Source organism: Loktanella sp. PT4BL (assembly GCF_003201935.1).
In the GTDB taxonomy this organism is placed as follows: Bacteria; Pseudomonadota; Alphaproteobacteria; order Rhodobacterales; family Rhodobacteraceae; genus Yoonia.
Map to the genome: position 1 here is coordinate 359,816 of NZ_QJJL01000002.1, position 16,004 is coordinate 375,819.

17 protein-coding genes and 1 tRNA gene are annotated in these 16,004 nt (G+C 56.1%); 12 read left to right on the forward strand and 6 right to left on the reverse strand.

What is annotated here, in order from left to right; translation table 11 throughout:
• From C7964_RS06680 to C7964_RS06700, 5 genes are all read left to right on the forward strand, one after another.
• Positions 1 to 645, forward strand: coding sequence for a TPM domain-containing protein (locus C7964_RS06680; RefSeq protein WP_110278898.1), 645 nt, complete (start codon positions 1 to 3; stop codon positions 643 to 645).
• Between the two features lie 206 nt (positions 646 to 851).
• Positions 852 to 2,111, forward strand: coding sequence for a tyrosine-type recombinase/integrase (locus tag C7964_RS06685; protein ID WP_286163818.1), 1,260 nt, complete (start codon positions 852 to 854; stop codon positions 2,109 to 2,111).
• Entirely contained in the window at positions 2,098 to 2,523 is a 426-nt protein-coding gene (locus C7964_RS06690; protein ID WP_220000165.1) for a hypothetical protein, read from the forward strand. The genes C7964_RS06685 and C7964_RS06690 overlap by 14 nt, the downstream gene beginning before the upstream one ends.
• 78 nt (positions 2,524 to 2,601) lie before the next feature.
• The gene (locus C7964_RS06695; RefSeq protein ID WP_110278901.1) at positions 2,602 to 2,796 is read left to right on the forward strand and encodes a helix-turn-helix transcriptional regulator; all 195 of its coding nucleotides are present in this window, start codon (positions 2,602 to 2,604) and stop codon (positions 2,794 to 2,796) included.
• A 101-nt stretch (positions 2,797 to 2,897) separates the two neighbouring features.
• Positions 2,898 to 5,261 (forward strand): virulence-associated E family protein, encoded by a 2,364-nt coding sequence (locus tag C7964_RS06700; protein ID WP_110278902.1) that lies wholly within the window; start codon positions 2,898 to 2,900, stop codon positions 5,259 to 5,261.
• Positions 5,262 to 5,637: 376 nt separating this feature from the next.
• On the opposite strand, the gene C7964_RS06705 is transcribed toward C7964_RS06700, so the two are convergent.
• Positions 5,638 to 5,886 (reverse strand): helix-turn-helix domain-containing protein, encoded by a 249-nt coding sequence (locus C7964_RS06705; RefSeq protein WP_146214829.1) that lies wholly within the window; start codon positions 5,884 to 5,886, stop codon positions 5,638 to 5,640.
• Positions 5,887 to 5,934: 48 nt separating this feature from the next.
• Between C7964_RS06705 and C7964_RS06710 the strand changes: the two genes are divergently transcribed.
• The 6 genes from C7964_RS06710 to C7964_RS06730 all read left to right on the forward strand — a co-directional run bounded on the left by C7964_RS06710 (position 5,935) and on the right by C7964_RS06730 (position 9,702).
• A complete protein-coding gene (locus C7964_RS06710; RefSeq protein ID WP_110278904.1) occupies positions 5,935 to 6,162 on the forward strand; it encodes a hypothetical protein in 228 nt (75 codons plus the stop codon).
• Positions 6,163 to 6,211: 49 nt separating this feature from the next.
• Positions 6,212 to 6,379 carry a hypothetical protein gene (locus C7964_RS19910; RefSeq protein WP_181417122.1) on the forward strand — a complete coding sequence of 56 codons (168 nt, stop codon included), beginning with the start codon at positions 6,212 to 6,214 and terminating at the stop codon, positions 6,377 to 6,379.
• A 402-nt stretch (positions 6,380 to 6,781) separates the two neighbouring features.
• On the forward strand, positions 6,782 to 7,105 hold the full coding sequence (locus C7964_RS06715; protein ID WP_146214830.1) for a hypothetical protein: 324 nt from the start codon (positions 6,782 to 6,784) through the stop codon (positions 7,103 to 7,105).
• On the forward strand, positions 7,105 to 7,476 hold the full coding sequence (locus C7964_RS06720) for a hypothetical protein (RefSeq protein WP_110278906.1): 372 nt from the start codon (positions 7,105 to 7,107) through the stop codon (positions 7,474 to 7,476). Before C7964_RS06715 ends, C7964_RS06720 begins: the two co-directional genes overlap by 1 nt.
• A complete protein-coding gene (locus C7964_RS06725; protein ID WP_181417123.1) occupies positions 7,473 to 9,128 on the forward strand; it encodes a phage major capsid protein in 1,656 nt (551 codons plus the stop codon). Before C7964_RS06720 ends, C7964_RS06725 begins: the two co-directional genes overlap by 4 nt.
• A 115-nt stretch (positions 9,129 to 9,243) precedes the next feature.
• The gene (locus C7964_RS06730; RefSeq protein ID WP_110278908.1) at positions 9,244 to 9,702 is read left to right on the forward strand and encodes a hypothetical protein; all 459 of its coding nucleotides are present in this window, start codon (positions 9,244 to 9,246) and stop codon (positions 9,700 to 9,702) included.
• Between the two features lie 111 nt (positions 9,703 to 9,813).
• Here C7964_RS06730 and C7964_RS06735 read toward each other — a convergent pair.
• Positions 9,814 to 9,903: transfer RNA gene (locus tag C7964_RS06735), tRNA-Ser, on the reverse strand.
• 129 nt (positions 9,904 to 10,032) lie between these two features.
• Here C7964_RS06735 and C7964_RS06740 point away from each other — a divergent pair.
• The gene (locus C7964_RS06740) at positions 10,033 to 11,178 is read left to right on the forward strand and encodes an AI-2E family transporter (protein WP_181417124.1); all 1,146 of its coding nucleotides are present in this window, start codon (positions 10,033 to 10,035) and stop codon (positions 11,176 to 11,178) included.
• Here the strand turns inward: C7964_RS06740 and C7964_RS06745 are convergent.
• Genes C7964_RS06745 through C7964_RS06760 form a run of 4 tightly spaced genes read right to left on the reverse strand, consistent with a single transcriptional unit; the run spans position 11,175 to position 15,976 of the window.
• Positions 11,175 to 11,819, reverse strand: coding sequence for a M35 family metalloendopeptidase (locus tag C7964_RS06745; RefSeq protein WP_286163875.1), 645 nt, complete (start codon positions 11,817 to 11,819; stop codon positions 11,175 to 11,177). The genes C7964_RS06740 and C7964_RS06745 overlap by 4 nt on opposite strands.
• A 13-nt stretch (positions 11,820 to 11,832) precedes the next feature.
• Positions 11,833 to 12,549 (reverse strand): alanyl-tRNA editing protein, encoded by a 717-nt coding sequence (locus tag C7964_RS06750; protein WP_110278910.1) that lies wholly within the window; start codon positions 12,547 to 12,549, stop codon positions 11,833 to 11,835.
• Entirely contained in the window at positions 12,546 to 14,951 is a 2,406-nt protein-coding gene (locus C7964_RS06755) for a DUF3772 domain-containing protein (protein WP_286163819.1), read from the reverse strand. The genes C7964_RS06750 and C7964_RS06755 overlap by 4 nt, the downstream gene beginning before the upstream one ends.
• Positions 14,948 to 15,976: a cysteine synthase A gene (locus tag C7964_RS06760; protein ID WP_110278911.1), complete on the reverse strand. Its 1,029-nt coding sequence runs from the start codon at positions 15,974 to 15,976 to the stop codon at positions 14,948 to 14,950. The genes C7964_RS06755 and C7964_RS06760 overlap by 4 nt, the downstream gene beginning before the upstream one ends.
• Between the last annotated feature and the right edge of the window lie 28 nt (positions 15,977 to 16,004).

Here is a 16,004-nt window from a genome sequence, read left to right on the forward strand (position 1 = left end):
ATGCGCAAGATTGATGCTGCCACCAAAACCCTGATCCAGAACCGGATCGCCGAGGTCGAAAAGATCTGTGACAGCGAACTGGTCTGCGTCGTGACCAAGCGGTCTGCGCGCTATGTGCTCTATCCCCTTTTGACAGCAGCAATTCTTGCGTTGATGCTGCCACTGGCGCAAGGGGTTGCGCAGCTCCTTGGGTTCTACGGATTTACTCTACAGTTTCAGCATCAGGCGGTCGTCTTTGCGATCCTCGCCGTCGCGTTTGCAGCGACGCCGCTCCGGCATCGGGTGACACCTAAATGGCTCCAACAGCAAAACTGCGCGCGTTACAGCACGGAACAATTCTTCCGCCAGAACCTGCATGAAACCCCTGCCCGCAACGCAATCATGATCTTTGTCTCGTGGGAGGAGCACTATGTCACGATCATTGCCGACAGGGGTATCAATGAACGGGTCCAGCAATCGGATTGGGACGATCTGATCGCAGGTTTTGTAACGGCAATCAAAGCCGACGACATGGAAAACGGGTTCTTGTCCATTATCGGCGGTGCGGGCGATTTGCTGATCAAACACTTTCCGCTCGATCGCCCGAAAACCAACGATTTACCCAATCACCTGATTGAACTGGACGACGCGCCATACGTCAGCTGAACAGCGGCGAACAAAGTAATCACGCAAACGGTGGGGGGAAGTGGCGGACAGACAGGGAGAGATACCCACCTTGTCAATATGAGATATATCCCCCCTACCCTACTGTAAAACAACAGTTATTGTATGTTTCTGTATCTGAGTGTTGCCTGCGGATTCTGTAAATGTCATACCCTTAGTGTATCCGTAGTGTATCCACAGAGGGCATGATGACACTAGCAACAGATCTGGCAATTCGTAAGTGGAAGCCGACGAAGGATGGCGAGGCGATCGGCACGGGTGGCCGCACAGGCCTTTATGTTCGCGGCTGGAAAACTGGCACAAAGGCTTTTTACTTTCGGGCCAAGACTTGGATCAAGATGGGCGATTATCCTGACACATCACTTGCAATGGCACGTGAGTTGTCAACGGTTGCCAAGCGGCTGGCCCGCGAAGGCTTTGGCGTTGACGCACTGAGTCGTGGGTTTGCCAATGCGACCACAGCGACAGAGCTTGAAGCCGTTATCAGGGGCGAGGTGTTGGCCGGTTTTGCTGATGTGGGCGCGACCAACGCCCCGACCTACCATGACCTTTGGAGCGAGTGGTATGAAGGGCGCAAACACAAGCTGCAAGAAGGCCCAAGCCGCCGCCGCCCTGAGGCTATCCACCTGCACCATATCAAGCCGGTTTTGGGCGATCGACCTATCACAGAAATCAGGCGGCGTGAAATTTTCAACCTGCTTGAACCTTTATTCCGCGAAAAGCCGGTCACCGCCGGCCATGCTTTGGGACACATCCAAGCGGTGTTTGATCGTGCTACGAATAAAGAGTTGATCGAGGCCGACCCAACGCCCCGCAAGTCGGCTTTCGCGGATGCCGTAGCGCGACGTGAGGTGAAGCACCACGGCACCTTGGCACCTGAGCGGATGCCAGAACTTTGGCATTGGCTGGGCACGACAGATGCAAGTGACACCGCCAAGCTGGCGATCCTGACGGCCATGACGACCGGCCACAGGATCGGTGTGATCGTTTACGCTGAATGGGCGCATATCGATGATGCAAGTGGTGTGTGGACCGTGCCAGCGCGCACAGACCGCACGACACAGGGGCGGATGAAGTCTGGCAGGGAATACGCCCTACGCCTACCTGAGTCGCTGCTAGAGCGTCTGAGAGTCCTTCGCAAAGATCCAGATCAGCAATATGTATTCGAAAGCCCGACAACGACAGGGCCAATATCGCCCAATGCTATCCGCAAAACGCTGAAACGGTTTGACGCTGATCTAACGGCACACGGCTTTCGGAACGCGATCAAGGGATGGTGCAGGACCGCGAAGCCGCCTGTGCCGGATCACATCGCAGATGCGTTTTGTGACCATAGCTTGCGAGGGCTGGACGCAGCCTATCGTCGCGGTGACACTTCCACAGAACGCGCGGATCTTGCGGCGCGTTTGTGTGACTTTGTGATGGGGGGTGATGATGAACAACGCTAATAAATCTGCCCGAGAAGAGTTTCTCGCCCTTTGGGAGCTTTACAAAATAAGTAAAAAGAACGGCAGAAAAAATGCCGCTATGCTTGCGGATATGATGGCGTCGAACGCTGAATTTTTTATGACCAAAGAAATTTGGCAGGAGCTGATCTCTATTTTGCGTGAGTTTGACAAGTTTCAGGACGGCGAAAACAAAACGACTACAAAGCGAAGAGAAGAAGGCTGGTTTTTTTGGCATCACTATAGAAATCTGCGGGATGGTTATGGCAAGACAGAGTCAAAGGAATTAATTGGTGCTCAATTTGGTGTATCGTTTGACCGTGTTCATAAGGTTATTGAAAGAAAATACGCCACAGTGTTGATAGACAGAGAAGCGGAATTCAATCAATTATACAATGAGTTGAATTCGAAATAGGACAAACCATAGTTTTGTCCTTTGAGCCGCTCGTACCCAAAAGCGTATCCAAGTGTCATAAGCAACCGGAGAGTTTCCATGCCTGACACACAAACCACACAGCGTTGGCTAAATGCCGAGCAAGTCGCCGCACGTTATGGATGCGGTCGCGTCACAGTTTACCGGATGGTCAAGCGCGGCCAGATACCGGCCCCTATCCAATTTTCTGGACGAATGAGCCGCTGGGACGTCAATGGGCTGAACGCAGCCGACGAAGCCCGCACCGCACAGTAAAAAACGCCACCGGTAGCAACGGCGGCGCTTTTAGGGATCTTTGAACTGTCCCAACCTTAGCACGCTTTGTGTACCGGTGCCAGTATGAAGGCATCGAGTTGATGACACACGATATAAAAGAAACGGAGCAAGACCGCTCTGTTGTTTTGTTCAACGGAAGCAGGGATACGCGCATTCACGATCCGTCGGCTGAATATGCCACGATCACGCCGAAACAGATCGTTGCATTGTGCAAAGCCCCACGGGACAAGCCAAAAGCGGATGCACTGGCGATCATTCCTTCTACATACCGCGCCTACAATGCCAGAGAACACGCAAAACAACGCGAACACGGCAGCTATCCATGGTCCTGCTTTGATATCGACACCGGCAATCTAACGCTGGCTGAAGTCAAAGCGGCGTTTCAGGCGGTGTTTGGCGAAGAAACCACCATGCTGATTTATTCAACATCGGGTTCAACCGCCGATAACCGCAAGTGGCGGGTGCTGATACCGCTGGCCCAGCCAACGCGAGGTGCTGACTACACCGAACAGCAAGAAGCCTTGTGTGACCTGCTGGCCGAGCATGATCTTATCTGTGATCGTGCCCTCTGCCGCACAGGCCAGCCGGTGTTCTTACCGAACGTTCCACCGGACAAACGTGATGCCGACGGTATGCCGCTTTTTTATCAGCATGAGATCCACAAAGGGGCACGGTTCAACACAGCAGCGTCAGAGCCGCTACAGAGCCGCTTACAGGCGCGAGCAGAGGTCGAAGCGGCGTCGGCCGGACATGCCGAAATAGAGCGGCAGAAGGCCGCGCAAAGGCGCGCTGAGCGGGTGAAGGAATATGGGGAGGGCACATCCCCCGTCGACGCGTTCAACGCAGCCAACGCGTTGCCCGACCTGATGCTGCTATACGGTTATGTGCACTCCCACAAGGATCACTGGATCAGCCCGAATAGCGAGAGCAAAGGCGCGTCTGTTCGATTGTATGGCGACCGCTGGTGCAGTCTCACCCAATCTGACGCTGGCATCGGGCGGGATGGTGCAGTCGGCAGATGGGGCGATGCCTTTGACTTGTACGTTCACTACGAACACGGTGACAAGTACGCTGAAGCAGTAACTGCATATGCGCGGGAAGCAGGGTTAAACAGCCAGCGAGATGTATCGCTGGATGATTTTGATGAGGTGCCAAGTGAAACTTCGCGAAACGCGGCAAAACCGCCGGCGCCAGAGACAGACCCATATCAGCAGTATTTTGCAGTGGATAGCAGGGGCAACATCCCTTTCAACCACCATAACGCTATGGAGATTATCACAAAAGATGAAGCATGGCGTGACGTGTTCGCCTTCGACGAGTTTAGTCAGCGCAAAATGGTGATGACTATGCCACCTAATGTGGCCGGAAATCGCAATTTCTTCAAACCACGCGAGATTAAAGACAGCGATTATGTGGACGTTTTGCGTTGGTTCAACCTCAATGGCTTTCTGCGGGCCAACAAGGCTACGGTCTGTGATGTGGTAGATGCCGCTTGCATGGAAAACATCATATCACCTGTCAAACATTGGCTAGAGGGACTCGCCGAAAAACACCCGAAACCGGACATGAGTTTGCTCACTACGTGGGCCGTGACGGCGCTTGGCACTGATGTCGAGACAAGCGAGAAGCAGAATTATGTGGAGGCAGTCAGTCAGAAGTGGCTGATTGCAGCGGTCGCACGCGCGATCAAGCCCGGCTGCAAAGCCGACGCCGTGCTGATCCTCGAAGGCTCGCAAGGCGCAGGCAAGTCGACAGCGAGCCGGATCCTCGCTGGCGATGACTGGTTCGGTGACGCCCTGCCGCCGATGACCTCAAAGGACGCATCCGACTATCTGCGAGGCAAGTGGATCGTAGAACTGGCCGAACTGTCCAACATAAACAAAGCCGAGGTGGAGATTGTCAAAGCATTCGTCAGCCGCACCGAAGAACGGTTCCGCCCCGCCTATGGCCGCAGCGAAATATGCTACCCAAGATCTTGCGTATTCGTCGGCACCACAAACAAAACAGACTACTTGCGTGATGATACAGGCAACCGACGCTTCTGGCCGATTAAATGCGGTAAGATTGATCTGGAATGGCTCAAAGAACATCGTGATGAACTGTTTGCAGCAGCCGTCGTAGCGTTCAAAAACGGTGAGCCGTGGTGGCTGAACGCCGACGAGGACGCAGCTGCGCGACAAGAGCAAGAACACCGCTACAGCGAGGACGCATGGGCCGACGCAATCCGAGAATGGGTCACGCGCGAAAACATCGAGACAACCTACATTCTGGAAGTAGCAGAGAAGGCGCTGGAATTTCAGACAAAAGATGTTAACCGCACCGTGCAGAACCGGATCAGCAGTATCCTGACAGAACTAGGCTTTACCAAAGCAGCCAAGCGGGGCAAAAGCGGACGCTTTCGTGACAAGACGATATTCACACGTGGCATGGATGATTTGTTCTGACCTGTATACGTGAATGAAAGTATCAAAAGGGGCGGTCTCACGACTGCCCCTTTGTCTTGCCAGCGGGGCGTGACTTTATGGAATGTCTTATTTTCATGCCCATTTTTCCCTATTTACCCAAAATGGGCGCGACGGGCGCGACTTTCCCACATAACAAATGGGGTGAATGTAAGTATATGTAAACATTGTATTTTAATGCGTTAATAGGGATATAGAGCCCACAGGCCCATTATTAGTGGTAAGTTACGTAAGAAGTCGCGCCCGTCGCGCCCATCGCTGGCGGTGGCTAAGTCCGCATCAGGTTAAAAACAACGACTAAGCCTGCTGGCTGCAATTATGGCGTGCGCGCGAGGGACGCGCCGGTGAGGTTATTGGTTCACGCCTGACGCCTAACGCCTACGCCGTCCTCGAATAGAAATTCGATGCCGCGTTGCTCATAGAAAAGGGTGAGCAGCACAATAATTTTGGTTGATGGTTTGATCTGTTCATCGCGTTCCGCTCTGCGCAAGCTCGCGGTTGAAATGCCAATTTCATCACAAATCTGCCTTACATCTAAGCCGAGCAAGCTGCGTGCTGCTCTAAACTGCTCGGGAGTCACTTCATTATTTTGATTGTTATCGCTCAATTTGAGTGTTATCCCGTTAATGTGTGGCGTTAGTAGAAAGCAAAATAGATGTACGACCAAACGAAAGCACAGGTAAAGATCGAAGAGCAATCATTTGTGGTCGCGGGTTTGATCGAAGCGCTGGTGCAATTATACCCCGATGTGAACGGGAGCGCGGATGATGACGCCTATTTAGCGGTGCTATCGCAGGCACAGGTGGCCGCTCAAGCCCTGCGCTGGCGCATTGAGCAGTTAGGCAACGATGAAGACATAACGCCGCTCAACATCATTGGTTAGAAACATCCCCAAAAAACCAACGCACAAGACCGCCACCACAGACATACTGGTGCGACGTGCCGTCGAGCGCGCGGTAGAAGGCGTCCTCGATCGGTGGGCGGCGGGCAACACCGCAGCGCAGACTGAGATCTATGTCACCAAGCTACGCCTGACCGCTGCGCACCTACGCCAAGAGGCGCAGGCGATCGATGAGCTGGCGGACGAAGAGGCGCAATAGCGGGTCCCGCCTGAGAGCGTGAAGGTGGGTACGCGTTATGCGATGATGTCCTGCCCATTCAGAATTTCCGGCAAGGTCTCGCACTAAGGCCCGCAGAATTTCTATCGACAGAACCGGCTGATGACGGGTCCTTTGGTGAGGATCCGAAGGCGGGTACGCGTTATGCGTTTATTGCACCCACTGTCCGCCAAAATTAGCGCAAATACCATCATTTGAGTGATGCAGTAGTTTTGTCGCAGCACTGCATAATGTATAGTTATTACAAGGACCTAGATACCGAAAGCGAGGTTTCCAATGCTATTTACAGCGCAAGATCTGGCGCAGACCGCCGGTTTCAAAACCGCAGCAAAATTGACGAACGAAATGCACCGGAATGGCCTACCGTTTGGCAAGGGTGTCCGCGTGGGCAACGCCAAGCGATATGGCACGGTGGATCTTGCCAAGGCGATCGTGATGTCCCGACTGAGGGCGTTCCGGATCCCAGTAGCACAGCACAAGGCCCTGATCGACTTGATCGATGAAACCGCGCTGGCGTCTGCTTTGGATCAATTCGAGGCTGGCGAAGTCGCGTGTGTTCTAGTGGCGATCCCAAGCTGGGCAGAACTGGATGACTATTCTGGGGTGTTCACAAGCCGTGAGGCCGCGTTGGAAGCCCTGACTGAAGCCGACTTTATTTTGATTGATGTGGGCGAAGTCACGCAAGCCCATCTGCAGGGGGTGATCTGATGCAAGCTACCGCGAAATGGCTAACACCTGCAGAGGCCGCACAAACACGCAAGAACGGTGTCACAACCGCAATGGCAATGGTGCAGGCCGCTTTCCCTGAGTGGCCTGAGAGCCGCACAGACGCCCTGCTAGAGGCCTCGATGACTTTATGGGGGCGTGGGCCGCTTATCACGGCAAACACGCTCGCACGGACCGCTGATCTTATCACGGAGGCTTGGGCGATGCGCGATCACATCGCTGGTGTGATGCTGGTGCGCCAAGGTGAAGGCTTTACCCCACTTTACCTGCACCGGCATTTGCTGGCGCTGAAAATGCAATCGCCCACTGCCCTATGGGTGCACTTTACACCTTTGAAGGAGGCCGACACATGACCGACCTGAGAGCAATGCCGACTGCTGGAAAGCGTCTGAGCGCAGCCGAGGCCGATGCGATCCGCGCGATGGCGACCCGCGATCTGGATAAGACCGCAACAGCGACCACGATGGTCAGTTGTCTGGATCCGCATGAGACACCGCTGGCGACCAGTTACCGCGCAGCCCGCGCGAATGGCCGCGAGGCATATGAAATTACAGCACCGAGCAACACGGTGTTGGAAAGTGGGCAGGATAGCCCGCTGCCCATCCTGATTGACGGAAACACACGCGACCAAGTGGGCGCGGTGCAAGTCACGAAAGATGGGCGCGCAATCGTCACCTTTTCTCGATCGGAAAAGGGTCGCGAGGCTGGCAAGGCCTTTATGACAGGCGATCGAGCGTTGAATGTTGCTTATCTTAACCGAGGTAATAGCCGGATAGCTGCAGCCTTGAGTTTAAGAGCCGTTACGGACGGAAAACGCCATAAGGAGGCCGATATGTCCGACAATCTTGAAATTCTCGCACTGGGTGAGAAATACGACCGCACAGCACTGGCAGAGAAAGCAATCCGCGAGGGAAAGAGCATCTCTACCTTCCGCAGTGATCTGCTGAGTGCCATTGAAACCAAGCCGCTGGATGACAGCGATCTTGGGACGCCTGCATATCACAAGGGTGGCAACCGCACATTCAACGTCGCAAACATCCTGCGCGCTGAAGTGACCGGTGACTATTCCCAAGCTGGTTTTGAGCGTGAGCAATCGCAGGAAGCTGCGCGCAATTATCCGTCTGCACCGCGCGGTGTTGTTGTGCCGACCGAGGCCATTCTGGGCCGCGCGTCGATCACATCGACAGGCAATGCGTCCGGAGCCGTGACAACGGATCTTAACGCGAGCATGTTTATCGATCGGTTGCGTCCGCAATCGTCGGTGATGGCCGCAGGCGCGACTGTCATGTCCGGAATGGACCGGAACTTTACCGTTCCGAAGCTGGTGACAGACACAGCTGGAGAATGGCTGGCAGAAGGCGCTGCAGTGACCGAAAGCGCGATGGACATTGGCAGCATCTCGATGTCGATGAAACGTGTGTCCGCGTCGCAATCTTTCACACGCGAGGCATTGCTGCAGGCACAGCCAAATCTCGATGATCTGGTGCGCCGAAACCTTGGGATCGTTCTGAGCCAAGCGATCGATCTGGCAGGGCTGGAAGGCACTGGCGCGAACGGGCAACCTACGGGGGTCCTGAACACGTCTGGTGTGAACACGCTCACCGCAGCTGGAAACACGCTCACCCGTGCAGAGGCGCTGACCGCGCTGGCAGCGATTGAGGCGGATAACATCGACACAACCGATGCCGTGTTCATCATGCACCCCAACGATTATGCGCGCATTGCGCAAACGGTGGTGGATACTGGATCCGGTAAGTTTGTGATTGATGCGCCGAGCAACAGCATCTTGGGCCGTCGCGTTCTGCAGACCACAAAGGCAACCGAGAGCAACGTTTACCTTGGGATCTTTGAGCACCTACTGGTGGCAATGTTTGGCGGGGTCGATCTGGTGGTGGATCCCTACACAAACGCAGCGTCCGCGAAGATCGGGATCACATCGCACATGATGGCCGATGTGAACGTGCGTCACCCACAAGCGTTTAATGTGGTGTCACTGACCGTATAAGCGAACACGGCTGAATGGGTGCTGGTAGCGCACCCTCGGGCAGCCGTTATCCCGCCCCTCTTAGCTAGGCCTTTACGGGTCGGGGGGCGGGAACCAACACAAAGGCAGACTGGCAATGCTGAATCTAGACAAGGCCCCCCTAATTGCCCGCAGGCGGCACACCGAAGGCCTGACAAGGCGTCTGACCAAACTTTGCTTAGATGCCGCCCCCCATATCAAAGAAGCACTTGAGCCGTTCGCAGAATACTGGGGCGAAGCCGATGTCGAGATCTTTATTGGCGACAAGCCGAAGGCTACGCTGCGAGCATCGTTCCGACATAAAACGTGCAGAGGTGACCGTGCGGCCTTTGAAGCGACCGTAAGGCTGGGCACCGATAACCGCGTGGATGTCGAAGCCTATGCAATGGGCTGGACCAGATTCGGGTCGATCAAGCGCGGTGCGGTCGATCAGGATCCGACAGGACGCAGTGTTGCCAACGCCTATCTCACAGCCCTGAAACCCCGCATTGAAGCCGCGTTCGAGGCAGTTGTGCTGGGTGAAGAAGAACGGTTGCCGTCTATTCTGATCGACTGAGGCTGATTTTGAGCGGCCAACGCAAAAAATACAAAGTGTATCCGCGTCTGTATCTGCAATCCATTGGCAGACCAATTTAGCTCTTATTTACAACATGTTATGGGGTTTTAGTGGCGGACAGACAGGGATTCGAACCCTGGAGACGGTCTCCCGCCTACACACTTTCCAGGCGTGCGCCTTCGACCACTCGGCCACCTGTCCGTGGAGCGCGGTTTAGCCCTAACCCCACCCCTTTTGCAAGACCCTATACATATGTTTGTGATCCCCCTTTACCGCAGCCCTCCCCGACCCCTACAAATGAGAGGTTCGCGATAAGAGGCCACCCGACGTATGCTGCATGATCCGCCCAAAACCGGCAAATCCGAACGGCCCAGCGAGACCGCACGTCTGCAAACGGGTGCTTTGCTGATAATCGCCTTTGCTGTCGTGCTTTTCTTGCTTGTGCAAGCAAGGTTTGTCCTGATCTCGCTGGCCACGGCGATCATTCTTTTCAGCCTGACAAGCGATGTCATCAATTTCATCGCCCGCCAGCGGATCGGCCCGTTCCGCGTGCCAAACACCCTCGCAAGCATCGCTGCCATGGTCTTGATTGCAGCAGCCCTGCTGACGCTGACCTCGATCCTGCTGGCGCAGATCAACACGGTGCTGGTCACAACGCTGTCTTATGCAGAACGCGCCCCATCCGCTGTCGCGTCACTTTTTGCATGGCTCGGTGAAGACAGTGAACTTGCGATCTTGAACGCCCTGCGATCCGTCGACATTTCAAACTACCTACGCGGCGCCGCCAGTCAGGCGAGCGGCGTCACCCAAGCCACTGTTCTGATCATTCTCTTCGTCGGTTTTCTTTTTGCCGAACGGATCTGGTTCGAAACCAAACTCCTGAGCCTTGTGGGCGACAAGGCGCAGGCCGAACGCGTGGGCAAAATCATTCAGTCCATCATCCACCGTGTGAACTATTACCTGCTGGTCAAGACCGTTATCAGCGCCATCACCGGTGCGATGATCTTTGTTCTCGCACAGGCCTTCGGTCTGGAGCTGGCGACCTCACTCGGGATCATCACCTTTGTGCTCAACTTCATCCCGAACATCGGGTCAATCGTGGCCACAGCGCTGATCGCGCTGGTCGCCCATGTCGAGATCGGAGACGCCACCACAACGCTGGCAGTCTTCAGTATTGCAGGTGTGATCCAGTTTGTGAACGGCAGCATCATCGACCCCATGCTGATGGGCCGCGCGCTGCGGCTGTCATCCTTCGGGATCATCCTGTCTCTGGCATTCTGGGGGGCTGTCTGGGGCATCCCCGGCATGTTCCTGTCGGTGCCCATCATGGTGATGTTACTGGTGGTCTGCAGCCACGTTCCCAAGCTGCGGCCATTCGCGGTACTTTTGTCGCGTGAGGGGTTGCCGGAGTCCGAGAAAATGCTGGATCAGCCGATCGAGCGCGATCTTTTCGGACAGGACATCAAGCGCGACTAGCGGTCAGAACGCATCGCAGGGGGCGGTTTAACCCCGATGGGCTGACGCGCGTAATAGGTCACATCCTCGGTGAAATACTGATAGCTATCCGCATTCTCGATCGCGCGGCGCGCATCCCTCTGCGCCATCCGCGAACATTCGGTGCGCGAATAGCAATGGTCCTCGGTGTCTGCGACATGCAGGAAATGCGACACCTCATGCACGATCGTCCCCTCGCGCGTGCCGTTGTTCGAGCGGCGGTCGCCTGGCCGCAAGGCTGTCAGCGGCGGGAGTGTGAAAAATGACGGGCAAAGGTGCATCAGGTAAGGTTGGTTGGCAAAAACCCAGGCGTATTCACCCGCCCTGCACCCGTCATCCGTGGCCGCGTCACATTGTGCGGTCACAGCACCACCCCGCAACGCTGTCACCACTGATTTCAAGCTGGCACGGACGCGCTCGGCGTTGGTCTGCGAATAGGTGCCGAACCAGCGTTGATAATCGGATGTGTCGCCCACCGCCACTGCGGCCTTGAGCGTGAGGTCCTTGGCGGTCGCAATGGCGGCATCAACGACTTTGGCCTGTTCCATCGTGCAGCCCGGATGGCGCGTTTCGGCCGCCGCTGGAAGGCCCGCGCAGAGCATCACGATCAAGAGGGGTATCACACGCAGCAAAGGCCTACTCCAGATGCAGATAGACACGCCGGTTCTGGCGGCCCTTCTTTTCGATCTTGCCGATCCGCACGCGCCCGATCTCTTCGGTGTTGGCGACATGGGTGCCACCGCAAGGCTGCAAATCGGCGGTTTCTTCGCCCACGCCGATCCGCACAAGGCGGATCTGTCCGCTACCGCGCGGTGGCTGAACAGACATAGTTTTCACCAGATCCGGCTGTGCATCAAGTTCCGCGTCGGTGATCCACTCATCGGTCACATCCATATTGCAGGCGATCAGGCGATTCAGGTCTGCCTCGAGCGCCTCTTTGTCCTCTGGTGCCTCGGGCATATCGAAATCCAGACGGCCTTTATCCGTCCCGATAGACCCGCCCGAAACCGGCAGCGGGATCACGACAGACAGCAGATGCAGCGCGGTATGCACACGCATGTGACGCAGACGGCGGTCCCAGTTCAGGACCTGCGTCACCTCCTGGCCAACGCCCGGCATACCGGCAGGTTCGGCGGGGATGAGCACAACATCATCACCGTCACCTTTGACAGTGGTGGCGATCTCGATCTCGCCGCCTCTCCAGCGCAGTGCCCCGCTATCCCCCGGCTGCCCACCCGAGGTGGGGTAAAAGAGTGTCCCATCCAGCACGATACCGCCTTCCGTCGTGATGGCTTTGACCGTGCCAATCGCTTCGCGGGCATAGGCATCTTTACGGAACAGCAGTTCGGTCATGTTGTCTTGGTCTCCTTCAAAACTTCGGGGTTCCGCAGCCATATATCACGCTGGGCAAAGGGAATTTCGATGCCTTCTTCGGCAAAGGCCTTGGCAATCGCGTGGTTCATTTCAGATTTGACGACCACGACATAGTTTACGTCTCGCAGGATCGCACGGATCTCGAAATCAAGGGAGTCCGCACCGAAACCCATAAACAAGACGGCAGGTGGCGGTGTCATAATGACCTGAGGATGCGCCTCTGCGATGCCGCGCAGGATGTCCGACACTTTGTTAGTATCCGTGCCGTAGGCCACGCCGACAGGTACAATCACGCGCCCCACCAGATTGCCACGGGTCCAGTTCGTCACCTGCCCGCTGACCAGATCGGCATTGGGAATGATGACATCGGTCCGGTCGAATGTCTCGATCCGCGTAGACCGCACGGAAATCGACCGCACATAGCCCATTTGATTGCCGACCTCGATCCAGTCACCCTCACTGACAGGACGTTCAATCAGCAGGATAATTCCGGACACGAAATTCGACACGATATTCTGCAGGCCAAAACCGATCCCGACCGACAAGGCACCGGCCACAATCGCAAAATTCGACAGATCAATCCCCGCTGTAGAGATCGCCACAAGCGCCGCCAGCATGATACCAACATACCCAAAACCGGCGACAATGGCGTTCTGCCCGCCGAGATCCAGCCGCGTGCGCGGCAATACCGTGCGCCGTAAAGTGCCTTGAATAAAGCGCGTCAACAGATAGCCCACCGCAAAAACAATCGCGAAGGTCAGGAAATCGGTTGGCGAAATGCGGGTCTCGCCAATCGCGAAACCTTCACGGAAACGGGCCCAAATCTCGATCAGGTCATCAACCCGCGCGCCCCAGATCAGCGCAAAAACAGGCAGGCTGAGCATATAGAGAACAAAACTCACCATGACGGGGATCAGCGCGTGAAGGCCACGCACATCTTCACCGTTATCGGGCGGTTGCGTCAGTTCGCTGACGATCTGTTGCAACAGAAACAGCAAGGAGACGAGTGCGACCGAAACTATCGAGGGTCCCAGAATAGCAATCGCGGCAGAAATATATCCGAACCCCGCGATTACAGGAGCGACAATCGCGACGATGGTTGCAAAACGCCCAAGCAGATTGCGCAAGCGCCCCGCCGACACGACAGTATCTTCCCTTTGTTCAGGTTTGGTCCGGATGACACGGCCAAGCCGCCAGAAAAGTAGGCCCAGAACAACAAGCACGGGCCATGCGAAAGCTGCCGCGGCGCCCTGAGACATTTCCAAAGTCCGAAACCCCGCCTGCGCCAATGTCCCGAAAGCCATGACCCATGCAAGCGCGCTACTGGCCCGCCGTCCTGCGGCACGGGTTTGCGCATCATAGCCAAGATAACCCGGGTGTTCGCCCAAAGGGAAAACAAGGCGCGACAGCCACCAGCCAAAAATCACATAGAACCCGGCCTGCGGGATAGCCTCCAGAATATCTCCTCCGCGCAAGCCAAAGATATCAAGCGCCTGCAACGCTTCGGTCATTGCCAAAAGCCCCAGCATGGGCACCGCAATCTGGATCAGTGACGCCACAAATAGCGTCAGGGGACGCCAACGTCCCTGTCGTGTCGTCAAAGACATGCGCCAGCGCGTCACGATACCCCGCCCGACACTCAGCAACGCAACCCCAATAACCAGAAGCAGCACCACACGCGGCAAATCGCGGGCTAGCTCGCCGCTTTCACGCCGGACGTTAAAACCGGCCACAATCTCGATCCCGACGACATCCACAAGCTGCCAGAGGGCTGTAACAGCCTCAGCAATATTTGAGGGATTGAGCGGAGATGGCCCCCGCACCGACAATTCAGCAGTCTGCTGCTGCAAGGACATCGCGTCGAATTCACCGATCAGGCCATTCGCGCGGGCAAAAGACTCCTGCGCGAGCAAACGAGGTGCCTCGAGCGCATTGCGCTGGGCGACCAATGCGGCGCGGCGGGCGGCAACGGCAGGGGCTTCCTCGCCGCTTTCGGGCACAACGCCGAGCGCTGCAATCTGTGCGTCAACCGTGGCGATCCGCCCGGAATTGACGTTGGTTTGTTCTAAAAAACGATCACGCCAGACGACAAGTTCAGCGCGCAACCTACTGATACCAAACATAGAAACATCATCACGACCGGCAAGCTCTTCTGCGCGCTGCGCCAGTCTTTCAAAACTGGCCATGTCTTCTGAAACCGCATCGACCGGACTATCGGCAGGCAAGGGAGACTGCGCAACAGGTGCCGTCTCGACCGGTGGAACATCGCTTTCGGTTTCAGCCGGCGCATCGGCCTGCGACGTCTCCTGCGCAATGGCAGTTGCTGGCTGCAAGACAGCAAAGAGCCCGATCAGAAAGAATGCCGCGAGGACCCGTGTCATACAGCTTCAAACACCTCGGGCACATTTACCTCCTGCTCCATCCATGCCGGAAACGGAAGGCCCTTGCCACGCAGGAAGCTGGGGTTGAAAATCTTGGACTGATAGCGCGTGCCATAGTCACACAGGATCGTCACGATCGTATGCCCCGGCCCCATTTCGCGCGCGAGCCGGATCGCACCCGCGATATTGATACCGGTGGAACCACCCATGCACAGCCCTTCGTGCTGCAAGAGATCAAAAACAATCGGCAGCGCCTCGGAGTCAGGGATCTTATACGCAAAATCAGGGGTAAAGCCCTCGAGGTTTGCGGTGATCCGCCCCTGCCCGATCCCTTCTGTAATGGAATCGCCTGCCGGAGGAACCTGACCTGTGTAAAGCTTGTAGAGCCCCGATCCATCCGGATCAGAGAGGCCGACCTTGACCCCTTTGGCCTGCAACACCTGCGCGACACCCGCCAATGTGCCGCCGGAACCGCAGGCGCAGGTAAACCCGTCAACCTTGCCGTCAGTCTGGTCCCAGATTTCGGGCGCCGTCGTTTCGATGTGGGCCTGCCGGTTGGCGGTATTGTCAAACTGGTTGGCCCAGACAGCACCATTGGGTTCGGTTTCATTCAACGCGGCAGCCAGACGGGCCGAATATTTCACATAGTTGTTGGGGTTCGCATAAGGCACCGCCGGCACTTCGACCAGTTGCGCGCCGGCCACGCGGATCATGTCCTTCTTTTCCTGACTCTGTGTTTCAGGAATAACAATCACGGTCTTGAACCCCATCGAAGCACCCACAAGCGCAAGACCGATGCCTGTATTCCCTGCGGTTCCCTCGACAATCGTGCCACCGGGTTTCAGATCACCGCGCGCAATCGCATCCTTGATCATGAAAAGGGCGGCGCGGTCTTTGACCGATTGGCCGGGGTTCAGAAATTCGGCCTTGCCCAGAATGGTGCATCCCGTCGCCTCAGAGGCGGCCCGGAGTTTGATCAGGGGCGTGTTCCCTACGGCATCTGCGAGATCGGTCTTAATTGTCATTCCACGGCCCTTTCATCTGTTCCTCTCT

Coding starts and splice junctions, on each gene's coding strand:
- C7964_RS06680 (WP_110278898.1), top strand. CDS start 1: ATGCGCAAGATTGATGCTGCCACCAAAACCCTGATCCAGAACCGGATC.
- C7964_RS06710 (WP_110278904.1), top strand. CDS start 5,935: ATGTACGACCAAACGAAAGCACAGGTAAAGATCGAAGAGCAATCATTT.
- C7964_RS06695 (WP_110278901.1), top strand. CDS start 2,602: ATGCCTGACACACAAACCACACAGCGTTGGCTAAATGCCGAGCAAGTC.
- C7964_RS06730 (WP_110278908.1), top strand. CDS start 9,244: ATGCTGAATCTAGACAAGGCCCCCCTAATTGCCCGCAGGCGGCACACC.
- C7964_RS06760 (WP_110278911.1), bottom strand. CDS start 15,976: ATGACAATTAAGACCGATCTCGCAGATGCCGTAGGGAACACGCCCCTG.
- C7964_RS06725 (WP_181417123.1), top strand. CDS start 7,473: ATGACCGACCTGAGAGCAATGCCGACTGCTGGAAAGCGTCTGAGCGCA.
- C7964_RS06720 (WP_110278906.1), top strand. CDS start 7,105: ATGCAAGCTACCGCGAAATGGCTAACACCTGCAGAGGCCGCACAAACA.
- C7964_RS06700 (WP_110278902.1), top strand. CDS start 2,898: ATGACACACGATATAAAAGAAACGGAGCAAGACCGCTCTGTTGTTTTG.
- C7964_RS06750 (WP_110278910.1), bottom strand. CDS start 12,549: ATGACCGAACTGCTGTTCCGTAAAGATGCCTATGCCCGCGAAGCGATT.
- C7964_RS06690 (WP_220000165.1), top strand. CDS start 2,098: ATGAACAACGCTAATAAATCTGCCCGAGAAGAGTTTCTCGCCCTTTGG.
- C7964_RS06685 (WP_286163818.1), top strand. CDS start 852: ATGACACTAGCAACAGATCTGGCAATTCGTAAGTGGAAGCCGACGAAG.
- C7964_RS06740 (WP_181417124.1), top strand. CDS start 10,033: ATGCTGCATGATCCGCCCAAAACCGGCAAATCCGAACGGCCCAGCGAG.
- C7964_RS06755 (WP_286163819.1), bottom strand. CDS start 14,951: ATGACACGGGTCCTCGCGGCATTCTTTCTGATCGGGCTCTTTGCTGTC.